This window comes from Enterococcus sp. BWB1-3 (assembly GCF_016745275.1).
Taxonomy (GTDB): domain Bacteria; phylum Bacillota; class Bacilli; order Lactobacillales; family Enterococcaceae; genus Enterococcus_L.
This window is the reverse complement of the sequence record NZ_JADOEP010000001.1, coordinates 163,707-187,744: the sequence shown is the minus strand read 5'-3', so window position 1 is coordinate 187,744 and position 24,038 is coordinate 163,707. Positions and strand designations below refer to the sequence as shown.

Annotated in this window: 20 protein-coding genes and 2 pseudogenes; 7 read left to right on the top strand and 15 right to left on the bottom strand. The window is 37.6% G+C overall.

The genetic code is table 11. The features are described 5' to 3' along the window. Positions 1-173: 173 nt before the first annotated feature. From IW492_RS18570 to IW492_RS00900, 7 genes and pseudogenes are all read right to left on the bottom strand, one after another. Positions 174-407: pseudogene (locus IW492_RS18570) on the bottom strand (hypothetical protein); the annotation flags it as partial. A 458-nt stretch (positions 408-865) separates the two neighbouring features. Further along, positions 866-1,240, bottom strand: a complete 375-nt coding sequence (locus IW492_RS00925; RefSeq protein WP_202064248.1) for a DUF3958 family protein — start codon at positions 1,238-1,240, stop codon at positions 866-868. Positions 1,241-1,594: 354 nt separating this feature from the next. Further along, positions 1,595-2,122 carry a GNAT family N-acetyltransferase gene (locus IW492_RS00920; RefSeq protein WP_202064246.1) on the bottom strand — a complete coding sequence of 176 codons (528 nt, stop codon included), beginning with the start codon at positions 2,120-2,122 and terminating at the stop codon, positions 1,595-1,597. Further along, positions 2,104-2,592, bottom strand: a complete 489-nt coding sequence (gene tsaE / locus IW492_RS00915; protein WP_202064244.1) for a tRNA (adenosine(37)-N6)-threonylcarbamoyltransferase complex ATPase subunit type 1 TsaE — start codon at positions 2,590-2,592, stop codon at positions 2,104-2,106. Before tsaE ends, IW492_RS00920 begins: the two co-directional genes overlap by 19 nt. Positions 2,593-2,671: 79 nt before the next feature. Further along, complete coding sequence (locus tag IW492_RS00910) at positions 2,672-3,361, bottom strand: aspartate/glutamate racemase family protein (protein WP_202064241.1); 690 nt, start codon at positions 3,359-3,361, stop codon at positions 2,672-2,674. A gap of 1,619 nt (positions 3,362-4,980) precedes the next feature. Then, a complete protein-coding gene (gene pta / locus IW492_RS00905) occupies positions 4,981-5,964 on the bottom strand; it encodes a phosphate acetyltransferase (protein ID WP_202064239.1) in 984 nt (327 codons plus the stop codon). A 152-nt stretch (positions 5,965-6,116) separates the two neighbouring features. Next, a complete protein-coding gene (locus tag IW492_RS00900; RefSeq protein ID WP_202064238.1) occupies positions 6,117-6,800 on the bottom strand; it encodes a uracil-DNA glycosylase in 684 nt (227 codons plus the stop codon). Between the two features lie 216 nt (positions 6,801-7,016). Between IW492_RS00900 and IW492_RS00895 the strand changes: the two genes are divergently transcribed. Together IW492_RS00895 and IW492_RS00890 are read left to right on the top strand one after the other, a co-directional pair. After that, entirely contained in the window at positions 7,017-7,886 is an 870-nt protein-coding gene (locus IW492_RS00895) for a Cof-type HAD-IIB family hydrolase (RefSeq protein ID WP_202064236.1), read from the top strand. A gap of 35 nt (positions 7,887-7,921) precedes the next feature. Further along, positions 7,922-8,449, top strand: coding sequence for an LURP-one-related/scramblase family protein (locus tag IW492_RS00890; RefSeq protein ID WP_202064235.1), 528 nt, complete (start codon positions 7,922-7,924; stop codon positions 8,447-8,449). A gap of 70 nt (positions 8,450-8,519) precedes the next feature. On the opposite strand, the gene IW492_RS00885 is transcribed toward IW492_RS00890, so the two are convergent. From IW492_RS00885 to IW492_RS00865, 5 genes are all read right to left on the bottom strand, one after another. Further along, positions 8,520-9,086: a GNAT family N-acetyltransferase gene (locus IW492_RS00885; protein WP_202064229.1), complete on the bottom strand. Its 567-nt coding sequence runs from the start codon at positions 9,084-9,086 to the stop codon at positions 8,520-8,522. An 80-nt stretch (positions 9,087-9,166) separates the two neighbouring features. After that, the gene (locus IW492_RS00880) at positions 9,167-9,436 is read right to left on the bottom strand and encodes a hypothetical protein (protein WP_202064227.1); all 270 of its coding nucleotides are present in this window, start codon (positions 9,434-9,436) and stop codon (positions 9,167-9,169) included. A 173-nt stretch (positions 9,437-9,609) separates the two neighbouring features. Continuing rightward, complete coding sequence (gene lacG, locus IW492_RS00875; protein ID WP_202064225.1) at positions 9,610-11,013, bottom strand: 6-phospho-beta-galactosidase; 1,404 nt, start codon at positions 11,011-11,013, stop codon at positions 9,610-9,612. Between the two features lie 77 nt (positions 11,014-11,090). Further along, positions 11,091-12,761 carry a lactose-specific PTS transporter subunit EIIC gene (locus IW492_RS00870; protein WP_202064223.1) on the bottom strand — a complete coding sequence of 557 codons (1,671 nt, stop codon included), beginning with the start codon at positions 12,759-12,761 and terminating at the stop codon, positions 11,091-11,093. Positions 12,762-12,786: 25 nt separating this feature from the next. Then, positions 12,787-13,095: a PTS lactose/cellobiose transporter subunit IIA gene (locus tag IW492_RS00865; protein WP_202064221.1), complete on the bottom strand. Its 309-nt coding sequence runs from the start codon at positions 13,093-13,095 to the stop codon at positions 12,787-12,789. Positions 13,096-13,289: 194 nt separating this feature from the next. Here IW492_RS00865 and IW492_RS00860 point away from each other — a divergent pair, with 194 nt between their 5' ends. From IW492_RS00860 to lacD, 5 genes are read left to right on the top strand one after another with little or no spacing between them, the layout of a single operon-like run. Next, the gene (locus IW492_RS00860; RefSeq protein ID WP_202064219.1) at positions 13,290-14,048 is read left to right on the top strand and encodes a DeoR/GlpR family DNA-binding transcription regulator; all 759 of its coding nucleotides are present in this window, start codon (positions 13,290-13,292) and stop codon (positions 14,046-14,048) included. Positions 14,049-14,059: 11 nt separating this feature from the next. Further along, positions 14,060-14,488: a galactose-6-phosphate isomerase subunit LacA gene (lacA, locus tag IW492_RS00855; RefSeq protein WP_202064217.1), complete on the top strand. Its 429-nt coding sequence runs from the start codon at positions 14,060-14,062 to the stop codon at positions 14,486-14,488. Positions 14,489-14,500: 12 nt separating this feature from the next. Continuing rightward, complete coding sequence (gene lacB, locus IW492_RS00850) at positions 14,501-15,019, top strand: galactose-6-phosphate isomerase subunit LacB (protein ID WP_202064209.1); 519 nt, start codon at positions 14,501-14,503, stop codon at positions 15,017-15,019. Positions 15,020-15,030: 11 nt separating this feature from the next. Further along, positions 15,031-15,963, top strand: a complete 933-nt coding sequence (locus IW492_RS00845) for a hexose kinase (protein WP_202064205.1) — start codon at positions 15,031-15,033, stop codon at positions 15,961-15,963. Positions 15,964-15,974: 11 nt separating this feature from the next. Continuing rightward, the gene (lacD, locus tag IW492_RS00840) at positions 15,975-16,943 is read left to right on the top strand and encodes a tagatose-bisphosphate aldolase (protein WP_202064204.1); all 969 of its coding nucleotides are present in this window, start codon (positions 15,975-15,977) and stop codon (positions 16,941-16,943) included. 80 nt (positions 16,944-17,023) lie between these two features. Here the strand turns inward: lacD and IW492_RS00835 are convergent, their stop codons facing one another. The 3 genes and pseudogenes from IW492_RS00835 to IW492_RS00825 form a co-directional block, all read right to left on the bottom strand. Beyond that, a complete protein-coding gene (locus tag IW492_RS00835) occupies positions 17,024-18,262 on the bottom strand; it encodes a hemolysin family protein (protein ID WP_202064202.1) in 1,239 nt (412 codons plus the stop codon). Between the two features lie 214 nt (positions 18,263-18,476). Continuing rightward, a pseudogene (locus IW492_RS00830) lies at positions 18,477-19,618 on the bottom strand (IS3 family transposase). Positions 19,619-20,498: 880 nt separating this feature from the next. After that, positions 20,499-23,744, bottom strand: coding sequence for a CapA family protein (locus tag IW492_RS00825; RefSeq protein ID WP_202064200.1), 3,246 nt, complete (start codon positions 23,742-23,744; stop codon positions 20,499-20,501). Positions 23,745-24,038 lie beyond the last annotated feature (294 nt).

Genomic DNA, 24,038 nt, shown 5'->3' with positions numbered 1-24,038 from the left:
GGATATAATAGGAATAGCTTGAACTAAGCAGTTTATTTGGTTATCTAAAAATGCATCCTCTGCCAGATGAAAACAGAGAATACATTTTATTAATAATTATCTTTATAAGCCAAAGACCCTTTGACGACCTATTGCCAGCTCCTTATATTTTCTCATAATGACCACAGCTGAACTCACTCTGATAATGCTTTTCTTCGTCTCGTTTTGGTTGTTTTTCCAAGAGCTTTGGTCAGCTGAAAACTACCAACTATTTGCTCATCAGAAGGAATTCCAAAGCTTAAGCGAAGCTCGCTGTCAAAGAAATTTTTAGTTGTCCGCCAGGCTATATCTATACCTCTTTCCCAAGTTAAAAGCTGAATGTTCTGTATTAATAATGAGGCAGCTGCCCAGGCTGCTTCAAAAGCTTCTTTCTCCTTATACCTTTACTAGACCTGGTTATAAGTCATTAAGGCAGGAACACTTTCAAAATAAGTATGTATTTGCCCTTCCATATCTGTAATCCTTTCAAAATCAAATTTATTCCATAAACCCGTTCTGGAATAACTGCTCAATACTTTTTCTATATATCTTGTGTACTTCCTTCCCAAGAATCAGGTAAACCTTCCAGGGGTATTTTGAAGAATGAAAAGTGGCACAAGAAATTGCCTATAAAATTCTATTGGCGGTTACATCAGGATTTTCATCAGAAGAAGCTTCTCTGAGGGGGCTTCATGTTCGAATTGTTCTATCTATCGTTCATTCTATTCATTTCCTGCTTTTCAATTGCTTGTCATTCTCAACTTAGAAAGAATATATCAAAATAAAAACAGAGTGTAAAAATCCTTTCTGCTATAACAGTCAGGATTTTTACATTCTGTTTTTTTATTTATTCCCCGTATTCTGCCTCTAATTCAGCAGATAAGCGACTTATCTCATAATATAGCTGATTTTCACGAGCTTCCAGCTCTTCTCCTTTAACATCTAATATCTCTTTTTCAGCTTCAGTCCTCCTGCAAAGACATTCCTGCTCATTTTTTGCTTCTATAAATAATTCATCAAACACCCGCTTTGATCTGCTGTTTTGAAACATCTTTGTCAATTGCTCAAACAGCTGATCTGAATGAGAGAACTGATCCCCATAACTTTTCTGAATGTCAGCTATCTCCTTCTTGCTTCGTGCCACTTTATAATGTTGTGTTGCTACAAAATCTTCTTCCTGCTTCAATTTCAGCAATTCAGTGATTTTTTGCTTGTCTTCCATTCCCTCATCTCCCTTTTCAATTAGCCGCTTCATTTTTAGTTTACTTAATAATAACATAAATATAATTGATTTCATACTTAAAGTTAACAACGGATGCTTTGGAACTGGAGAAGCTTCCCTATATCAATCGTTTGAGAAAATAATAGGTTATTACAATTTTTTTATAGTTTATTTTAAAAAAAATAAAAAAATACTCATCCTTATAAAATAAGGATGAGCAAGGAGTTAAATGAAAAATAAAAAGGGTTGTTAGTTGTTGTGTCATTATAATACTATCAATAAAATGAAAAAGCAAACAATAACCCTCGAAAATCTCATTTTTTTATTATTTAGATATTTATTCTATTTGATCTCTTAGTCAACCAGAAGAGCCATTAAGTGAACATCCAAAAATTCTCCGTCATCTGTCTTTGCGCCTCGAGGCATAATGGTCTCAGTTATAAAACCCTTTTTTTCATATAATTGGACAGCACGAATATTTCGATGTTGAACTGTCAATTCCAGTCGTCGAATAATGCCGCCTTCTTTCGCCCAGATAATCAGCTCTTCCATCATCAGACTGCCTAAACCAAATCCCCAGTAATCTTTTAAAATACTGATACCGATTTCACCAATATGTTCCACCCTTTTCTTATCAGAAGCGCTCACTGAAGCAGTTCCCACAATCTGATCTCCTAACAGCGCAACCATTAGTATATTATTAGGTGATTCATATAGATCCTCCAAGTTATGCGCCATTTCCTCAACAGTAACTGCTGGACCGTTCCCGTCCATTACCAGAAAAGCTGTTTCCCGACCGACTCTTCCCAACACATCCACCAGCTGCTCAGCATCATCAGGCACAGCTTCTCTCACCGTAATCTCTATTTGTTCTTTATCCATAAATTCTTTCCCGCACTTTCACTGATTCTGCTTAGAAAAGCTTGACCATTACAACCAATCCCATCAATCAAAATCATCCGTTTTTCTTCTTTTGCAGAGTCTTTATTTATTTGAATCCTCAAATACTCATTCGGTAATTCTTCTTTTAACATTTCTCCCCATTCTACGACACTCAGTCCAGAGCCTTCAAAATATTCATCAAGAGCAAGGTCTTCTATTCCGCTCTCTACCCGATAAACATCCATATGATAAAGAGGTAGACGCCCATTGAGATATTCTCGTACAATCGTATAGGTAGGACTTTTGATCATTTGAGTAATACCCAACCCCAAAGCAATTCCTTTAGTCAGTGTTGTTTTACCTGCACCCAGATCACCAGATAAAATAATAATATCCCCGGCGTTTGCAGCCCTGCCAATTGTTTTTGCCAGCTCTTCTGTTTCCTGACTGCTGTCCACTATAATTTCCATATAATCACCCTCCCATTGTTCTTCTTTAACTTGATAATGCAAAAGGGCTTATTACTCCCCATAGCAACTACATACAGTGTCAGTTCAACGCATACAATGCTGCACTTTCCGCATGAATCTTTGCGGTATCAAATAGCGGTACATCCATATCCTCAGACTTTACCAGCAAACCTATTTCTGTACAGCCAAGAATAACACCTTCTGCTCCGGCACTATTCAATTTGGCAATAATCTCCAGATAAATCTTTTTTGATTTTTCAGAAATTATTCCCAGACAAAGCTCTTCAAAAATAATTTGATTGATTTTGTCCATATCCTGCTCTTCCGGAATCAAAACATCTATTCCAAAATCTATTAATTTATTTTTATAAAAATCTTCCTGCATTGTGTATCTGGTTCCAAGAAGCCCAACCTTACAGATATTTTGTTTATTCAGATGCTCAGCCGTTTCTTCAGCAATATGAAGAATTGGAATAGAAAGTGCTGCCTGTATTTCTGGGGCAACTTTGTGCATTGTATTCGTACAAATTACAATAAAATCAGCTCCTGCCTGTTCCAGTTTAACAGCAATTCCAGTTAATACTTCTCCGCTTTTTTTCCAATTTCCCTGGCTTTGATACTGTTCAATTTCAGCAAAATCTACACTGTAAAGCAGACATTCTGCAGAATGGAGACTTCCAGCTTCTTTTTTTACTATCTCATTAATCTGCTGATAATAACTGACAGTGCTCTCCCAGCTCATCCCACCGATAAGTCCAATTGTTTTCATATGAATCGCCCCTTTTTGAGAGTATAGCATACATAAAGCTTCTGAATAAACAGTATTTCATTTGCCATTTAGAAATATTTTCACTAATTCCTACTGAACTGCTGGTTCCTGTCTCCGGAAACCAAAAAAACACCGAAGCAAAAAATTGTTTCCGTGTTTTTTCTTATAGCTATTCACTTTTGGAGCTCAAACTAGGTTGTTTAAGTACTCCCATCTTTTTATCAGCAATCTACTCGACTATTTTGTTATTAAATATAGTAGGAGTTCCCTTAAAAAGCAACTGACTCTATATACTTCCCCAGTTTTCAAAATACACGACAATTGTTTTTGAATCTCAAAAAAGCAGTATTCGCTGATATTCCCGGATAAATTCTGTTGTCTGCAGCAGATACCCAAGTAAAAGACACATTTATTCTACTACCATATTTTAAACAGGAACAGCAATATCCCTCATAAAAAAAGAAAATTCTAATAAATCATTCTTGGAATGAATTGATCCGTTTAACCCGCTATAAAAAGCTGTTAATCAGGTAAAAATTCAACTCTCTCAAGCAAACTTAGTTCACTACCGGATAAATAAAAAAATCAAATTAGTAAAATAAATACCTCTTTTTTGATTTACCAAACTTTTTAGACCGGCTTTTGATAATAAAAGAGTCACAGCTTATCCTGAATAACTTTCTATCCACTCCAATAAGTATAATCCCTTTAATTTCTAAAAAGGGAATGTGACATAAGTATGTCTGAGATTCCTAAAACCAAATAAACGGTGTTCCGAATCCTCTCTCTATGCTTCGAGGACGGAACGAAGTCCTTCAATTCTTAGTAGCTTTGCCGTTTAGAAATTGATGAGATCGAAACGAAGTGTAGTGTAGTATAGTGAGAACCGAAGACGCAGAAAAACGGATACAGCGTAATGTTTTGTCTTGAGAATCGTTAGACTCGTAGAGACAGCAGCTCTTCTACACTCTGCTACGCATACAGTTCTACTACATCAAATGAGCTAGTTTCATTCAAGGAATACTTATCGAAACTACGCGTACCATTCTGCTAAAGTACGAATATAAGCAGAAGTGGTAAAGTAGAACCAGCACTTGTCGGTCCTAATCTGTGCCGAGTAATCGCAGGCAACATCTCGGAAATAAGGAAGAACGTTACTGAAAATATAAGCAGCTTCAGGGAGGTATCAAGAGGTTGTGACAGAAGTGTTTAACTCCGAGAAATAAGAAGGCATTCACGAAAATTGCACCACAAATTTTAGAGAATTTCAGCTTATTTCCGAAGGAGTTGCTTCTGCTCCCACCGTTTATCTGGATTTTAAGAGACTGGAATATAACTTTTTAAGTTATGTCCCAGTCTCTTGACAATTTTCGTATATTCCGACTTGGTGTCATAAATTATTACGATTGACCTGTCAGAGTAGATGATGCATGATACCTACTTGATTCTTGAAGGAGAACACTTCTACTCCTGCGGTTACTCGTCGCAATTAAGTTCGTGCATGTGCTCCTGCGATTTCTCGTCGCATGGAGAAGCTTTGTCACAACCTCTTTTAACTACCTGAGAGAAGTATTTATCTCTTACTTTCAAACGTAATAGAAACTTTTTTAGCTCAGATTTTATTTATCCATTAATGCTTGAGCAGCTGTAATAATAGACAATTTATAAATGTCTTCTTCATTAGCCCCACGGGATAAATCTGATACAGGTTTATTCAACCCTTGTAAAATTGGACCAATCGCTTCAAAATTACCCAAACGTTGAGCAATTTTATACCCGATATTTCCAGATTGTATTTCCGGGAATACAAACACTGTTGCTTTTCCAGCAACATTTGAATTTGGTGCTTTTAATTGTGCAACAGAAGCTACATAAGATGCATCAAACTGTAATTCCCCATCAATTTCATATTCAGGAGCCATCTGCTGGGCAATTTTAGTTGCTTCCACCACTTTGTCAACTTCTGGAGATTTCGCAGAGCCTTTAGTTGAAAAGCTCATCATGGCAACTTTTGGTTCAATATCAAATAATTCAGCTGTTCTTGCACTGTCTACAGCAATTTCAGCCAGTTCCTGTGCTGTAGGGTTCACATTGATGGCGCAGTCAGCAAAAATATATTTTTCCTGATCACGACCGCGAACCATAATCATTGCACCACTTGTACGGCTGATGCCTGGTTTTGTTTTAATGATTTGCAGTGCCGGACGTACAGTATCTCCCGTTGAATGAATAGCTCCACTGACCATTCCGTCAGCCAGTCCCATATATGTCAGCATTGTACCAAAATAATTCACATCTTTCAGAATCTTTTCAGCATCTTCCTTACTGACTTTTCCTTTACGACGCTCAACAAATACCTCTACCATCTCATCCCATTTATCATAAGTATCAGGATCAATAATTGTGAAATTGGATGTTTTAATCCCGCGGGCATGAGCAGCTTCAACAATTTCTTCCGGATTGCCAATCAAAATCGGTTCCATTAATTCTTCCGCTTTCAATCTAGCAGCTGCTCCTAAAATACGTGAATCAGTCGCTTCCGGAAAGACGATTTTGATATTCCTACGAACAATTTTAAATTTTAAGTTATCGAATAATTCCACGATATACCCTCCAATATTATTTTTACAGAATTAATCATACACCATAATGAAAGAAAATAACAGTTTTTTCTTGCTGTACTAATGGAAAACTCCTATTCTGATAACATTTTCACAAACCTAGGAATTCTATACTATAACAGTTACTCGCTGTTTTAAGACACTGTTTCAGGAAGCTGCCAGTTAATTGGCTCTTCCCCCAGAGCTAGTAAGGCATCATTTGTCTTCGAAAACGGCTTTGAACCAAAGAACCCGCGATGAGCTGATAAGGGACTTGGGTGCGGTGCTGTAATAATCACATGCTTACTGGTATCTATCATTCGTGATTTTTCCTGTGCCGGCTTTCCCCATAAGATAAACACAATTGGTTTTTCCCGCTCATTCAGTTTCTGGATGACTGCATCCGTCAACTTCTCCCAGCCCTGTCCGCGGTGTGAGTAGGCTTGTCCGGCCCGTACAGTCAACACAGTATTCAACAGTAGAACGCCCTGCTTCGCCCAACTTTCCAGAAACCCATGGCTAGCAGGTGTATATCCTAAATCATCCTGAAGCTCTTTATAGATATTTACAAGAGAGGGCGGTGTTTTAATTCCAGGTTGAACGGAAAAACTCAATCCATGAGCTTGATTCGGTCCATGATAGGGGTCCTGTCCCAGAATAACGACTTTAACCTCTTCATAAGGGGTTAGTTCCAATGCTGAATAAATGTGATACATATCCGGATAAATTACCTGAGAAGCATATTCTGTTTTCAAAAACTCTCTCAGTTCGCTGTAATAAGGCTGATTAAATTCATCTTCCAGCATCTCCTGCCAGCTGTTATGAATAATTGTCTTCATCTGATGTCACTCCCTGTTTGTTTTTTCTCAGCACACCGTTCATTTTTTTAATCGATTTTCAAAAAATATATATAAAGCTGAGAATAGCGTTATTCCTTTACCTATTAAGCATATCTGACTTTTTTCCAACATTCAAGGGAATTTTATTATAACGGTAAAATCGAAAACATGGTAAACTATACATAAGTAAAATGAATAATGAGGTGGAAATAATTTATGATTAAGTTGATTGCATCAGATATGGATGGGACACTATTAGATTCAAGAATGGCTATTTCAGAAGACAATGCTTCTGCTATTCGGGAAGCAGCTCGTCAGGGAATCGAATTTATGGTCGCAACAGGCCGGGCCTACGCAGAGGCAAAACCTCCATTGGATGATGCCGGAATCGAGTGTGCAATGATCACTTTAAATGGTGCTCAAGTTTTTGATAAAACAGGAAGATCAATTTTTACTTCCGGGATTGAAAAAGATACGGTCTATGAAATCCTTGACTTACTGGACCAAACAGAGATTTATTATGAAATTTCAACAAATGAAGGAATTATTTCTGAAAGACAGGAAAAAAGAATTGAGAATTTTGCGGCTCACATCGCCGATACAATGCCTCATCTTACCTATAAAGTAGCAATTGCCATGGCAGCAGCTCACCTGTCTTTATTGGAAATTACTTATGTAGACAGTATCCGTGAAGCGATTAAAAAAGAAGACATTCAGGTTCTGAAGATTATTGGCTTTAGTATTGAAGGACCAAAAGTTTTAGGTCCTGTCGGTCTAAAAATTGAAAAGCTGCCGGATATTGTCATTACTTCCTCCGCGCAGAATAATATTGAAGTGAATCATAAAAATGCACAAAAAGGAATCGCTGTTGCCAATATTGCTAAAAAGCATGGTATTGACGCCGAAGAAGTTATGGCCATTGGAGACAACTTTAATGATGTCAGTATGCTTCAATGGGCGGGTGTCAGTTTTGCAATGGGTAATGCTGAAGTTGAAGTGAAAGACTACGCAAAATATACTACATCAACAAATTTGGAAAATGGAGTCGGAGAGGCAATTTTACAGGCGATTCGTGAAGACTTGTAACACTTGTCGATGAATCTGAAAAGAGGTGGAGCTTCGTGTCTGAATATTTTATTCAGGAAAAACAATTAAGTAATGTGACTCGGACTCTTGTGAAAGACGAAAATGGAAAATCTTTATTTTTGCTGGTGGGACGTTGGGGAACTCGCGGAGATGCTCTTTCTCTTTATGCCATGAATGGTGAACTGGTTGCCAGCATCAAACAGCTTTCTCTTTTTTTCGGTACTCGTTTCGATATCTATAAAGGCTTTGAAAAAGTCGGCACGTTAAAAAAAATATTAAACCTTTCAACTGATTTTTATTATATTAACCAGCTTCGCTGGACGGTGATCGGTGATATCCGAAATCATTACTATACGATTCATCATAATAATCACAAGATTATGGAAATGAGCAAAGCAACACTGTTTTCCGGAAATTATTTTTGTCTGGAAGTGGAAAATGATGAGGATGCTCCCTTATGTATTTGTATTGCTGCAGTGCTGGATTACTGGCTGTATAACAAGAAGAAATGCAGCAGCAGAAACAGACAGATGATGATTGACTGGGAAGATGGTGCTTGTTAAGAAAAGTAAAGAGGTTGTACCAAACACTCATGAGTGTTTGGTACAACCTCTTTACTTTTAAAATGAAATTTCAATCAATTCTTTTTTGCATATGATCATAGAGATGTCCGCTGATCATTCTCTCTTCAACTACTTTGAACCCTTTACGCTCATATAGCCTCTTTGCTTTAGGATTCATTTTGTCCACACTGAGACCAATAATCTTTTTACCGTTTTGTTCAGCCATCTTGGGCAGTGCTTCCAGCAATTTTGAACCAATTCCGAAACCGCGGTATTTTTCACTGACAGAAATTGTATCCAAATACCATTCACCCGGCAAGGTTTCCACATCTACAAAAAGTTGAGTATTCTCATTAAAACCAAATTTTTTCAATATTTGAGCCAGCGGTTTATCAATAACTGGTTCATCTTCGGCCGGATAACCAAATGCAATACCGGCAACTTCTCCATTCTGTTCGTACACCAGACCACGCGTATATCCATATCGATAGACCGGATCTGCAATAGCTTCTTCAAGTATTGCTAAAATTGTTTCTTCTGAAGCCGCATCCAAGATAGGCAGCTCCATATCCTTTAAAATAACAAGAATGAGTGGAGCAATTGCTGCTCCGTCTTCTTTTTTTGCAAAACGAATCATCAAATCCCCTCACTTTCTAAAATGAGTGTATCACGTTTTCCAAAACATTTCATTGACAGTCTCCGGAATTTTTTCTTTTTTCAACGTTCACATTTTTCCAAAGGACAAGTGTGTTGCTTCTCGTGAGAATTTATATCGCATTTCTTAACAGCTTCTCTAATACCAGTATTTTCTCCTGCTGGATAAATCACAAACAGGCTGGCTAAACAGCTGTTTTCTCCAGCAGGAATCGCTACTTCGTAATCTTCTTCCAACTGCTTCATTACCTTGGCTATCCCACGATATTTTTTATACTCCTTTTCATAGTCTGACTGCTTGAGAAAGTCTGTGCTTCTTACATTTTCCTTCATTTATCCTCTTGCTTAGTATGACAGATGATTGGTCCATAGTTGAGTGCTTTTTTGCATTCCATTCTGTGGTGCATTATAGCGTACCATTCATATATATCACACCCTCTTTTCATAGCTGAAAAAGACACCGAGACAGATTTCATTAGTGAAATCCATCTCAGCATCTTTTTAATTTATATCAGTTCTTTTTTGTCTGCTATTTCCTTATACCAGTAGGCACTTTTTTTAGGATAGCGCTGTTGTGTTTCAAAATCTACATAAAACAGACCATAACGTTTATTATATCCGTTTGTCCAGGAGAAGACATCCATCAGAGACCAGATAAAATAGCCCTGAACATTTACTCCCCGCTCTACTGCATCCAGGATTGCCTCTAGGTGCTGACGTACATAATCAATCCGTCCCACATCCTGAACGGTTCCATTCACCAAAATATCCTTATCACCCATCCCATTTTCTGTCACATAAATTTTCTTATAGTTCGGGTAAATTTCCTTTACATTCAGCAGCATGTCCAGCAGCCCTTGTGGGTAAATCGGCCAGTCCCAATCTGTTGTAGGTATTTCCACATTGTTAACACGTTCGCCGATACCTTTTAAAGCAAAGATGCTGCTGCCTTTCTCACCTGTACCATTATGATGAATCTGACTCTCGCCTTCATATGCTTTTAAGAAATGGCTGGCATAATAATTAATCCCCAGAAAGTCAATCTTCTCAGCAGCGTAAGCCAAAAGTTCAAATTCCTCTGGTCTTGTTTCCAGTTTTCCATTATTTTGTTCCAAAATATCTTGAATCACACACATCACATCTGCCGAATATCTGCCCATAAAGGTTGCATCCAGCAGGAATCTATTGGCCAGTATGTGTTCTCTCTCAGCAGCATCTCTATTTTCAGAAGTATCAGTGATTGGATATTTTGATTCCAGAATATGAACAATTCCAATTTCTCCTGCATACTTGTTTTCTTTAAAAGTTTTCACAATTCTTGCATGAGCCACCATCATGTTATGCATAGACTGTACAGCTTTTGGAATGTCATACTGAATATTTGGCGGAAAATGACCAATAATATATTGACCGGCAACGACTGACCACGGCTCATTAATCGTAATCCAATAGCTGACTTTTCCGCCGTATTCCTCGAAACAGAATTCAGCAAATGCTACAAATGCATCCAGCATCTCCTGAGCCAGCCAGTCTCCTTGCTTATATAAAGGATAAGGGGTATCAAAATGATGCAGCGTTACAAAAGGCTCTACTCCGTTTTCCAAACAGGCATCAATCACCTTATGATAATAGTCCACACCAGATTGGCTGATTTTCCCTGTTCCCTCTGGAAAAATTCTGGTCCATGCAATCGAAATACGAATACCGTTTATCCCAAAAGCATGCGCCTGTTTCAAATCCTCTTCATATTTATGATAAAAATCACTGGCAGTATTCGGATTAAAGGTCCCTTGTTCTTTCAGATAGTCATCCCAATAAGTTTTCCCTTTACCGCCTGTCTGCGTTGCTCCTTCCGCCTGATAAGCAGCAGTTGCTGCACCAAAGATAAATTGTTTTGGGAATTTTTGCATAATTTCCTCCTTGAATTTTTTTAGAGTCAGCTGTTTTCCCTCACCCTTTCCAGGAAAATGCTTTCTTCTTTTTACAGCTAAGCTAGATTTTCAAACACAAAATTCACAGCCTGTTCCGGCGTTCTGGCTAAAGCCACATATTCTGCACCAGATGTTGATGCTGCCTTCGTATGATAATTCTTCACATCTTCCTGAAGCTCACCCAGCATGGAAGCCATCTGAGGAGCTAAAATGATTAAGTCAAATTCACTGATTAAATCCTTATGCTGACCATAAGCCATCGCAGTGGAATCCAGCAGAATATTTTTCTCCTTTGCACCCTTTTTAATTGCATTTGCCAGCATGGCACTGGTCGCACCATTCGCACACAAAACTAAAATCTTTTTCTCTGTCGTCGTTTCTGCCATAGCTTCAGCCGCAGCTGCAGTAACTTGCTTTGCTTCCACTGCTTCCAGCTTTTCTTCAACTACTTCATTTTCCTGATTACGTTCTTTTTCCAACAGTTCGTTGTCATAAACTTTGAAGAACGGAAAATAAACAGCAAAATCTACCACCAGTAATACCAGCATTAAAATAATTGCCTGCAACGCAAAGCCAGTTCCCATAATCAATCCAATAGGCCCTGGTGTTGTCCACGGGAGATTATAAATAAAGCCATTCATACCTAGAACATCTACAAAAAATTTGAAGAGCCAAACATTCAAAATCGGTGTTAAAATAAACGGAATAAAGAAAATCGGGTTCAATACAATCGGTGCTCCAAACAGCATTGGTTCATTTACACCAAACAAAACCGGAACAGATGATGCACGTCCAATTGTTTTTAATTGCTTCGATTTGGCCAGAAAAGCAAACATTAGTGTAATAACCAGAGTTGCTCCGGTTCCACCCAATGTTGCAACGAAATATTGAGTACCCTGTGCCAAAATACGGGAGGCGTGCTCCCCATTTTGATAAAGCTGCAGATTTGTTTCTACATTCGTAATGTAAATCGCAGCAACAGCCGGTTCAACAATAGACGGTCCATGAATCCCAACAAACCAGAAAAATGCCATCGCACCGAAAATCAGAGCCAAGCCAAAATACCCATCCGCCGCACTAAAGATCGGCTGGAACAACTCAATAATTTTTTCAGAGAAATTTGTTCCAACCAAGCTTCTGAATCCTAAGTCAAATAACCAAAAAAAGACTGCAGATAAAGAAATAGGAATCAGATCTTTGAATGTCTGAGAAATATTTCCGGGAACCTCTTCAGGCATTTTTACAGTGATGTTATTCTTGACACAGAAGCGGTAAATATTAGGTACAACAAAACCTACCACAAACGCTGACAACAGTCCTTTCGTCCCCATATAGCCAGTCGCCAGGCCTCCGTCCAGCGGATCTACACCAATTAGTAAAAATGAAATAATAGCTGCAACCATTGTCGATACATTATTAATCTGATTTGTTTTCGGTAGTTTGCTGTTAAAATTGTCGGTTAAGCTCTTTGCAACTGTTGCCGACATCAGCAAACCCAGAATTCCCATTGAATAGTTGTAGGCTTTCATAATCGCTTCTTCTACTCCAGAACTCCAATAAAAATTAAAAATATTCGGTACATATGCAACTAAAAGAAAAATACTGGAAAACAATATTACCGGAATCAAACTGATAAACCCATCTCTGATTGCCCGTAAATAAGGATTATTTGAAATTTTCTCAAATGTCGGTTTCATTTTTTCAATTCGCGAAACTAATGCATTCATTGCTAAATTCCCCCTTTTTCTCCATTTATTTTTTATAAATATTGAATAGATGCTTGATCGTATCCTTCAACAACATGGTTGTCATCAAATGGTCCTGCGCATGAACCATAATAAAACCTACTTCAATCGATTCACCCCGTGCTTCAGCAGCCAGCATCTGAGTCTGTGACTTGTGCGCTTCAACTAAGCTAGTGTTTGCTTCCTCCACTAAACGATCAGCAACATCAAAATTTCCTTTTTCTGCTTCACCTAAAGCTTCAATTAATTTGGATCGTGCTTCTCCGGCAAATGCGACAACTTCAAAACCAATCATTGCAACTTCTTCTTTGTTCATAACTAAGTCCTCTCTCCTTTGTTCGATTTTGTTTTATTTTGTTCTTCACAAACAAATGATATACCGCTTTCATATAGATGTCAATCAAAAATAATAAAAAAACAAAAGATATTAGCATTGACAGAATTGATTTTTGATGATAAGTTCTATTTAAACATAAACGAACATTTAAAAACAAAAAGGAGGAGCAAAGCTTGATCAAAGAAGAACGTCAAAAAGCTCTTTTAGCTTTTTTAGATAAACAGGAATTTGTCAAAGTCAGTGATATCACTGAAAAGATCAAGGTAACTGAAATGACAGTCCGAAGAGATTTAAAAGAGTTAGAGAAGCAAGGCAAGCTGATTCGTGTTCACGGCGGTGCAAAAGCAATGAATAAAAAGGAATTAAGCTTCTTTGAACTGAGTCACATTGAAAAGAAAAATATTCATTTGAAAGAAAAAGAAGAAGTTGCAAAGAAAATTGCCGAGCAGATTAAAACCGGAGATACAGTTTTTTTAGGTCCTGGGACAACCATCGAGCTGGTTTATGATTACTTAACCTGTGATTTCGCCAAATTTGTGACAAACTCTATTCACGTATTTGATAAATTCAAAAATGACAATCGGTTTGAACTGATTTTAATCGGCGGCTCTTACCGCTCAAAGACCGGTGCTTTTGTAGGAACCATTGCCAATGATACAGTTGCCAGCATTCAGGTACACAAAGCATTTATTGGTGTCAATGGTATCTTAAATGATGCGGTTACAAACTCAAATGAAGACGAGGGTGTCACTCAGAGAATCATTCTGCAAAGTGCACATAAAAAATATATTATTGCCGATCATTTCAAATTGGACAGACAGGATTTTTACAAATTTTATTCTCTGTCAAAAGCAGATTACCTAATTACGGACAGCAGTATTTCAGATGAGTTATCAGCTAAATACGGAGAAATTATTAAAATTATTCATTAGGAGGAACAGATATGCAAGTAATACTGGGTGCAGATAGAGACGGACAGCAAATGAAACATATGATTTTGACTTATCTGCAGGAAAAAGGATTTGATGTATTGGACACAACAGCCGATGACTCTGTAGACTTTGTTGAATCGACAGAACGAGTGGTTGAAAAAATCAGAGAACAGGAAGATGCATTTGGTATCTTATTTGACCGCTACGGAGCCGGCAGTTTTATTGCTGCAACCAAGCATAATGGTATCATTGCTGCTGAAGTGTCAGATGAACGCTCAGCCTATATGACACGGGAACATAACAATTCCCGTATTATTACGATTGGCAGCGGTATTGTTGGTGAGGATCTTGCCAGAAATATTGTTTATGCGTTTCTGACTTCTCACTATGAAGGCGGACGTCATCAAATTCGTGTAGATATGCTTAATGAAATGTTTTAGGAGGAGAATGGAATGAAAATAGCTATAGGCTGCGATCATATTGTAACAGATACAAAAATTGCGGTTTCCGACTTCTTAAAAAGTCAGGGACATGAAGTACTGGATGTTGGAACCTATGATTTTTCAAGAACTCACTACCCGATTTACGGACGCAAAGTAGGCTTGTTGGTCTCAAGCGGGCGAGCGGATCTTGGAGTAACCATTTGCGGAACAGGAGTCGGCATTACAAATGCTGTCAACAAAGTCCCTGGTATTCGTGCGGCACTGGTCAGAGATATGACAACTGCTGTATATGCCAAGCAAGAGCTTAATGCCAATGTCATTGCATTTGGCGGAAAAATTGCCGGAGAACTTTTAATCTGTGATATTATTCAGGAATTTTTAAAGACAGATTATCAGCCTACTCCTGAAAATAAAAAATTGATTGAACGAATCAAAGAGATTGAAACAAAAAATGCAGATAAAATCAGCGATGAACATCTTTTTGACGAATTTCTGGAAAAATGGGACCGTGGAGAATATACAGATTAGGAGTCGGACAAATGATTTTAACAGTCACACTTAATCCATCTATTGATATTTCTTATTTTGTTGATCATTTTCAACTGGATACCGTTAATCGAACAGCCAAAATAACTAAAACGCCCGGCGGAAAAGGACTGAATGTTACCAGAGTCCTAAAGCAGATGAACATCCCTGTTCTCGCGACCGGCTTTATCGGCGGCCATATTGGCGAACTCTTAAAAGAAGGATTGGACTATGCAAAAATTCAACATTCTTTTTCACCAATTAAAGGCGAAACCCGCAACTGTATTGCCATATTATCAGAGAATAAGCAAACAGAAGTTTTGGAAGCCGGTCCTACCATCTCAGAAGAAGAAATCAGTGCTTTTCTTGAGCATTTTTCTGTATTGATTAAAGATACAGAGTTAATTACGATTTCAGGAAGTTTGCCTGAAGGATTTTCTCCGGATTTTTATCAGCAATTATTAGCACTGGCTGCAAAAGAAAAGCGCCCAGTGCTGCTTGATACTTCCGGAAACTATATGTACCATGCACTTGCAGGAAAACATAAGCCTTTTCTAATTAAACCAAACCATCATGAAATTGCTGAACTTCTACAAAAAAAGGCAAGCAAGGATATCGAAGTACTGAGAGATTATCTGAACGATCCATTATTTGACGACATTGAATATATCATTGTCACACTTGGCAGCGAAGGAGCCTTGATCAAGAATAAAGAAACGCTTTTTAAAGCTTCTCTGCCGAAAATTGATGTTGTCAGTCCGGTTGGCTCAGGCGATGCTTCCCTTGCAGGAATTGCTGCTGCTCTCTTCAAACAACAGGACTTGGAAACTGCCATAAAAACCTCAATGACAGCTGGTCTGCTAAATACGCTGGAAGCTCAGACTGGCTCTATCAATATAAAAAAATTCGATGATTATTTCAAACAAATACACATAAAAGAACTCTAGGAGGAAACACATTGACTTATTCAAAAGAAAAACAGGCTGCCATGGATAGACTGGCAAATAAGGATGGTATCATCGCAGCACTGGCAATTGACCAACGCGGTGCCCTGAAAAAAATGATGACAGCTTTTCAGCCCTCAGCTGAAGCTGAAGAAATCGAAACATTTAAAGCTCTCGTTTCAGAAGAGTTAACTCCCTATGCTTCTTCTATTTTGCTGGACCCCGAATATGGTTTGCCTGCAAGTAAAGTACGATATAATGAAGCTGGACTTCTTCTGGCTTATGAAAAAACAGGGTATGACAGTTCTGTCAAAGGACGCTTTCCTGATTTACTTGATCACTGGTCTGTTCGCCGGCTAAAAGAAGCTGGTGCGGACGCCTGCAAATTTTTGCTATATTATGATGTGGATGAAAATAATGAAATTAACGATCGAAAAAAAGCATTTGTTGAACGCATTGCTTCTGAATGTGTTGCAGAAGATCTCCCTTTCTTTCTTGAACTGGTTTCTTATGATGACAGCATTGCAGATCCCAAATCCAGAGAATATGCACAGGTTAAACCTCATAAAGTCATCGAAATGATGAAGGTCTTCGCTGAACCTCAGTATCATGTGGATGTTCTCAAAGTCGAAGTACCTGTTAATATGAATTTTGTTGAGGGCTTCGGAGAAGATGCTGTTCACAGTAAAAAAGAAGCTCAGAACTATTTTATTGAACAGAGTAAAGCAACCAACCTGCCGTTTATTTTCCTAAGTGCAGGTGTCTCTGCAGACTTATTCAAGGAGACTCTACGTTTTGCCAAGGAAGCAGGCTCGACCTTTAATGGCGTTCTCTGCGGACGGGCTACCTGGGCCAATGGTGTGGAACCATTCATTAAAAATGGAGAAGCAGCTGCCAGAGAATGGCTGCAAACGCAAGGGCGACAAAACATAGAAGAATTAAATGATGTATTGAAAGAAACTGCAACTCCCTATAAAGACTGATGAATGTAAAAGCTAAGACTGGCAGCTCCAATTTTGTATCGGAGCCGCCAGTCTTAGCTTTTTACTGCTATTTCATTTTTTTAAAGTATCTTGGTAATCAGCACTTCATCCACTCGATGATCCTGCATTTTCTTAATCTCGAGATTCAGTGAACCAATCCTCAGCTTTTCTCCTGCCACAGGCACATGCCCCAGTGTAGACATGATATATCCCCCCAGCGTTGATGAAGAGGTATCATTTTCAATATCGAAGAGCTCTTCCAAGACATCAAATTCAGCTGATCCCTTTACCAAGTATTGCTTTTCATTCAGTTTTTTAAATTCAGTCTGTCTGTCATCAAATTCATCCCAAATCTCACCAACCAGTTCTTCAACCACGTCTTCCAATGTAACCAGACCTTCTGTTCCGCCATATTCATCAACAACAATTGCAATATGGCATTGGTCAATCTGAAACTTTTTCATCAACTCTGAAATACGCATACTTTTCGGAATATACAGTACCGGCTTTACAACCTCAGCAAGTTTCTTCTCTCCAACCAGTACATCATAGTAAAAGTCTTTTTGGTTTAACACGCCAGTTACTTCATCGATGGACTGTTCATAGTAAGGCAGCCGAGATAACCCTGTTTCCCGAAAAATATCAGAAATCTCTTCCAGCGTTTTTTTATTATTGACTGAAACAATCTCCAATCGGGGAGTAAAAATATCCTGCACTTCCAAATCATTAAATTCCACAACATTTTTTATCAAAATCTCGTCTTCTTCATCTATAGAACCTTCTTGAGCAGCCTCTTCAACCAAAGTCAGCAACTCCTCCTCAGTAATGGAAGGACCCATATTTTTTCCGGGAAGCAAGACTATCAACAGCTTTTTAATTTCTGAAAAAAACAGAGTCAACGGATATAAAATTATCATCAGGACCTTAAGCTGTCGTGCAAACAGAACAGCAAAATATTCAGGAGATTCTTTTGCTATCGTCTTTGGAAAAATTTCTGCAAAAGTCAGTACAACAATAGTCATGACGACCGTTGACAGCATCACACCGATATTTCCAAAATAGGCCACAAACAGTAATGTCGCAATTGAGGAGCTGGCAATATTTACAATATTATTTCCAATCAGAACTGCCGAAAAAAAGCAATCAAAATCATTAAGCAGTTCCAGCACAACCATCGCTCGTTTATCTCCTGCTTCAGCCATCTTCATAATTCTTTTTCTGTTTAGCGAAGAATAAGCCGTTTCACTTGAAGAAAAGAAAGCCGAAAGCAATAACAATATAAACAGTACAGGCAGCAAGGTACCTATCTGAGGGTCCATAAAATGTCATCATCCTTTTTTCATTTTATTCTATTATAGCGGAGTCTCAGACCATTCGTCTATACTACAAGGTAAACTAATCAATTCGTTAAAAATCGAAAGGTCAACCCTTTTCTTGACAATTTTATAAGGTGTCTATTTTCAGCTTGTATTCTTACTCGATTGACCTCAATAATAAGCCTCCTTGGATAGGAGGAGTACCAGCAAAAGCTAATTATGAACCATTAAGCTGCCTCATCGCTATCATATCCAAACGAATCATCAAGGTTTCCACCCCGCCAATCTCAGATTTAGATAGCCTTGCTGGTATCTCGTAACTTAATGTTCCATGCAATCTCAGATAATTCCAATTACAGTTACCGAAGACTCTCAAACTGATGCGGTTGAACTAATTCTGCTTTTTCATCGATTTGTACGATAATTCTGCTGCTGCGTTATCATAAGGACAATCTTTTTTACTTAATGAGTGCTCGATTTCAAAATTGGTCAGCAGCTCGATGATAGTTTGTTTGTCAAACGCCTTTCCTCACTCAGTATGAATGAGCCCCGCTTCTGTTAGTGGTTGCTTAATTTGATGAAATGCTTATTGAACCAGTTTCACATCTTTATATTTTTCAATTGAACAGCCAAATATCGCTTGATTGAACAGGTCTATTATTATGCAAACATAATACTTGCTGTTTCCTACTTATATATAGGTCAAATCAGTCACAATGGCTTCCAGTAGTTTTTTTAATTCTCAATTGAGAATATTTTCTCAGCCGACTCATCACTTTTTGTCGCATGTTCCCTACAGGGTACGGTTGTGTAACTTGACTGTAACCCACAGTGTTTCATAATCTGATTCATTTTTTCGTTGGCTCAGTTAAATGCCCTAGTTAAGCAGTGCCTATTTGATTTTTCTTGTACCATATACTTTCCAACTTTTCATAAATTCTTCCGTTACAGCTTCTTCCAGTGCTGCTTCGTCCTTTTTTGGTTTTACTTTATAATAATAAGTTTGGCGGGAGAGCCCTAAAATATTGCACATCACCAATGCAGAATATTTATGCTTATTATGTGTAATCACTTCTCTTTTTGTCCAAATATCAGCACCGCTTGCTTTAAACTATCATTTTCTATTTTCAGCTGCTGATTCTTTTTACGTAGAGCCGCTAATTCCTTTTGTTCAGGAGTCAGATTGTCTTTCTCTTTAAATGACTTAGTCAAAGCAGCCTGTCTCACCCATTTATCAAAGGAGGATGGCGTAAGTTCATATGCTCGGATAATCTCTGCTCGAGATTTTCCAGCTTGATACAAATCAACCATTTGTTGTTTAAATTCTTGAGTATAGGTTCTCCGTGCTCTTCTTGACATAATACTGTCCCTCCTAGTGTGTTTTCTTTTAGTTTGCACACTTTATTTTTTTATCTACTGTATTGACCGAATTATAAATTATAATAAAATATAGTCTATAAATGATGTTTAATGATAGAAAATTTTAACTTGTATACTTCAAAACCAAGAACGAACAGCTTCAAAAACAGCTGGAGATCCGCCAACACGTTTCCAAATAGAAGCGTTTATATCGAGAATCGAACAAAGTAAGACTCGCAGATACAAGGATTTTCTACTGATGCAGGAACCTCTAGTGGGATGGTATGCGAACCGACAATCTGAGGAATGTGTATACATTCAATCACTTTTTGGAGGTAGCTGCCAGTCTCACTAAGATAAATAAACTAGTGAGATGGTAGGCAATACTCTGATAGAGATACATGGGTTAAAATTTAGATCCTTATCAGGAGTTTGCTCCTACGCTTCTTCAAATGCTCGTCGCATGTCTCAGGAACATGGAGGACATGCTATATGCGCAGCCTCGATAAATATTCCTTGAATAGAGGCTCGCCTCATCTAGAAGCATTAGCAGGATGGTATGCAATGCTCTGATTGAAATAGATGTGCACCCATTTATGTTCATCACTAAGAGATTGCTAGTAGACGAAGCTCTGATATACATTTGTCAAAATTCACCCAATTCTAAATGAAGACGCCATTTAGAATTGAAGGTCTCTGTTCCAATCATCGATACATAGGGAAGCTTTGGAATGCTGTTTATTCAGTTTTTTAATTTGATACAGCGCCTTTCCTTTCATTCTATATCTTCTTTATGTATAGAAGATATTATTGTATGTTCCTATAATTTTGTACATAAATACTATCGTTAACAATAAAACAAAGATACACCTGTTTCACTCTAAAAAGATAATTTTTTTATTTCATCTGCTACTTTATAAAATTTACTGGAAGCTGACCCCTTGACAAAAACTAAAGAATTATCTGTTAAATATGGTTGAACATGTTCTGCCAACAGGTTCTTATCCGCGACCCATTGTGCATCAGGCAATTCTTCTGCTATTTTTTTGAATGCCTCGCCCCATAAGAAAATCTGAGTTGCTTTACAGTCAGCTAACTCTTCTTTCAACTGATAATGCTGATCAAAACTATAATCACCTAATTCTGCTACTTCACCAAGAACCAACAGATTACTTCCACTATAAAACTGTTGTCTTTCTTTAAATGCTCGTATACCATTTTTTACGGCAAGTATAGAACTGTTATGACTGTCATCAATCAAAGTAAACTGCTTGCCATTATATTTGACTACAACCTCTTCCAAATTACGTGGCAAATTATTTTTCGTCTCCAATAAATGAACATATTTATTTACATCGTAACCAAGTGTGTCTAAAGTAAGCAAAGAGGCCATTACATTTTGAATCTGTCCATCACTGAAAGCAGCCATCGAAAATCGTTGTATTTTTCTATTTAAAGAAAGGATTACTTCCGTATGATCTTTTCCAACCTTTTTCTCAACCAAATAACAGTCCGCCTGCTCATTAATTAGGCTATATGATTTTATTGTTAAAGCTTGACGTCTTGCCTGTCTCAAAAATTTCCAAAGATATTTTTCTTCTATATCCCCATTGATAATAGCTGTACCGCCATTTTTAACACTAGTGAAAATTTCCGATTTTAAAGAAAGGTTACGATTGATTCCGTATTTAGAGTGAGCCATTCCAAAAGAGGTTAAAATTGCCACATCACTTCTATAACGATACCCCTCATTACCGTATGCCAAACGATTCATCCCTCCAACAGCAATTTCAAAAATTGCCTTAGCCGGCTGTCGACTCAGCGCCAGAGCAAGTCTTAAATTTGCAAAATGTAAATTTGAATTTTTAGTATTGCTTAATGGTGATTCCTCTGCTAATAGTTGTTCCAAAAGTAGTCTTACTGAAGTTTTTCCCACACTCCCCGTAATAGTGATCATTTGCCCCTGATAGGCTTCTACGATACAATCTGCTAGTAATGAGGCTGCAGCTAAAGTATTCGAAACAATAAACTGCGGCACCTTTCCTCTATACTCCTCAATTGGTGTATCGGTAAGAATCAAGCCTATTTTTTCCGGACATCCCACTTCTATTAATTTTTTATTACGATGAGCAGGAAACCATTTTTCATCATGATACAAAGCCTTCATGTCCTTAGTACTTAGAGAAACAAAAAGTGCCTGTTCGCAAGAAACAGTTTTGAGATCCTCTTCAGAAATTGTTATATAATCAAAGGTGCCTGCTGGCAGATACCCATCTAAAAAAGAGCCGGATATATTCTTTTTTAACCAATTTGCATTTACTTGGTGATTTTCCTGTTCATGAGAAGCAGCATTGATTTTTACAGGATAGTAAAGGTGTCCAGCTTCATCAAATTGAGGAGCTTCCAGTAAAGATGAATTATCTAATTTTCCGATATCTTCTATTACCTGGTTCTGAGTTGCTTTTTCAACAAAATATGGTTGCCAAAAATTAGCTAAATTATAATTCCAGAAAGGATACACCCGAATCAGTTGATCTGTTAAATGCCAGTTAAGAAAATAGCTATAGGGTAAATTTCCTGGTTTTGACAATTCTTTCCCGTCACTATTAAAAACACCATTTCCTAAACTATAAAATACTAAAGTTCCATCTATTATTTCAACCGGTTGAATTTTATGTGGACCACTTCCAATAATTAAATCAGCTCCCGCTGAAACTAATCGTTTCGCCAAATTCTTTTGTCGCTGCGCTAAATTTCTAAAATCCTCTCCCCAATGAGCCAATACAATAGTAAACACTTCTGAATTCTCTTCTTTAAATGCTCTAATAGCTTCTAACAATACCCCATCCAAGGAAGCAACGCCTGATCGATTTGTTGCATAAAAATCAAAATACCGATCCCTGCCTTTTCGATACCAATAGCCTGAAAAAATTGCTATTTTTTGATTATCATGACGAAGAAGAATCGGCTTCACCGCCTCCTTGAGATTTCTTCCTGCCCCCACTGTTGCAATCCCATTCTGATTAAATGCTTTGATCGTCTCCAACAATGCTTCATCCCCATAATCTTTCGCATGATTATTTCCGAGATTTGCTAAATGAATATGCCTTTTTTTCAGTTCATTGATCGTTTGTTGTTTATCGCCACCTAAATAAAAAATCTTTCTTTTATTAAAGCACTCCTCTTCTGGTTGAATCAAGACACCTTCATATGTAATTATGTTATAGTCATTTGCAGATAATTTTTCACCAATTTTTTGAAAAGAATACCCATATCCATATTTCTGTAAAGCATCCGTACGTTTCTTCCTTTTGCGCACTTCTGTCTGAAACTCACCAAAATATGTGTCTGCTAAAAAATTAATGATCGGTTTAGACAACACTATTTCTTTAGGTGAACAGGTTTCTTCAATAAACGGTAAGTATGCAGTCTCAGAGGTATGTGTATAGTTTGTACCATTGATTACCAATGAACAATACAGCTCATTATCAATTTCTTTAAATATCATACAATCGTTTTGATTCGTTCCCCAAAAAATACTAGCAAGTACGTCTCCTTTTAAATCAGCTTCTGACTGCGGATAATATACCTCAGTTCCAATCACATGTATGCGATTTCTAATATAGGCGAAGCTGTTTCTTGCTAAATTCAGATAAGCAGAAGCAATTTTGAAATAATCAAATAGATTAGACTTTTGCTTTTCTACTAAACGACCTGTTAAAGAAGTACGGGAAATACGAGAAATATTCAACTTAATTCCCAATTCATCAATCTTCTTTCTCGCCCCTTTTTGTCCGCCATATATTTCCATCAAAGCAACTAGACAATCTGGTGCATTCAAAGAGACTGCCTGATTCAATACATCAATCAACAGACGCTCTTCTCCTTTATGAGCATTGGTGGAACGTAAAGATTTTTGTTCACGTTCTACTCTCTCTGGAAAAATAATCGTTTGTTCTGGTGAAAGTTTGTTCTCTTGCAAATCAATTAAAATACTTAAGTACAACAGCAAATGTGATGTTCCATAAGGTGACGATCTATTCCCAGCCGGTCGTTTATTCAATAAACTTGTGTTAGAAAATGCTAGACATGCAATATTTTGTGTATTATTCTTTAAATCTGTCATATACATTCTTTCCTCTCGGCTTCTATATGTCTTTGGTTAATTTAAGTAAAAAGACCTCAACTACATAAAAATTCTAATTGATTATTGTACACTACCTTAATATAAATAAAACTCAGGGACCTAGAGCGCTTTCCTTCGGTTATTTATCAATCATATAAAGAAAATTCCACTACATTCCAAGCCACCTTGCAATGCACTATACTATACTTCGCTTGCTTTGTTCCAAGAAAGAGATTTTTTTGATTTTCTCCTCTATCAGGAACTAACTGAATGTAGATAAGCTGTTGAATGAGA

Bases quoted from the DNA above. Each gene is read 5' to 3' on its own strand.
- lacA (WP_202064217.1), top strand. From the start codon at position 14,060: ATGCAAGTAATACTGGGTGCAGATAGAGACGGACAGCAAATGAAACAT.
- lacB (WP_202064209.1), top strand. From the start codon at position 14,501: ATGAAAATAGCTATAGGCTGCGATCATATTGTAACAGATACAAAAATT.
- lacG (WP_202064225.1), bottom strand. From the start codon at position 11,013: ATGCAAAAATTCCCAAAACAATTTATCTTTGGTGCAGCAACTGCTGCT.
- IW492_RS00925 (WP_202064248.1), bottom strand. From the start codon at position 1,240: ATGGAAGACAAGCAAAAAATCACTGAATTGCTGAAATTGAAGCAGGAA.
- IW492_RS00920 (WP_202064246.1), bottom strand. From the start codon at position 2,122: ATGGATAAAGAACAAATAGAGATTACGGTGAGAGAAGCTGTGCCTGAT.
- IW492_RS00825 (WP_202064200.1), bottom strand. From the start codon at position 23,744: ATGACAGATTTAAAGAATAATACACAAAATATTGCATGTCTAGCATTT.
- IW492_RS00870 (WP_202064223.1), bottom strand. From the start codon at position 12,761: ATGAATGCATTAGTTTCGCGAATTGAAAAAATGAAACCGACATTTGAG.
- IW492_RS00900 (WP_202064238.1), bottom strand. From the start codon at position 6,800: ATGAAGACAATTATTCATAACAGCTGGCAGGAGATGCTGGAAGATGAA.
- IW492_RS00835 (WP_202064202.1), bottom strand. From the start codon at position 18,262: ATGGACCCTCAGATAGGTACCTTGCTGCCTGTACTGTTTATATTGTTA.
- IW492_RS00880 (WP_202064227.1), bottom strand. From the start codon at position 9,436: ATGAAGGAAAATGTAAGAAGCACAGACTTTCTCAAGCAGTCAGACTAT.
- IW492_RS00910 (WP_202064241.1), bottom strand. From the start codon at position 3,361: ATGAAAACAATTGGACTTATCGGTGGGATGAGCTGGGAGAGCACTGTC.
- tsaE (WP_202064244.1), bottom strand. From the start codon at position 2,592: ATGGAAATTATAGTGGACAGCAGTCAGGAAACAGAAGAGCTGGCAAAA.
- IW492_RS00895 (WP_202064236.1), top strand. From the start codon at position 7,017: ATGATTAAGTTGATTGCATCAGATATGGATGGGACACTATTAGATTCA.
- IW492_RS00845 (WP_202064205.1), top strand. From the start codon at position 15,031: ATGATTTTAACAGTCACACTTAATCCATCTATTGATATTTCTTATTTT.
- IW492_RS00865 (WP_202064221.1), bottom strand. From the start codon at position 13,095: ATGAACAAAGAAGAAGTTGCAATGATTGGTTTTGAAGTTGTCGCATTT.
- IW492_RS00885 (WP_202064229.1), bottom strand. From the start codon at position 9,086: ATGATTCGTTTTGCAAAAAAAGAAGACGGAGCAGCAATTGCTCCACTC.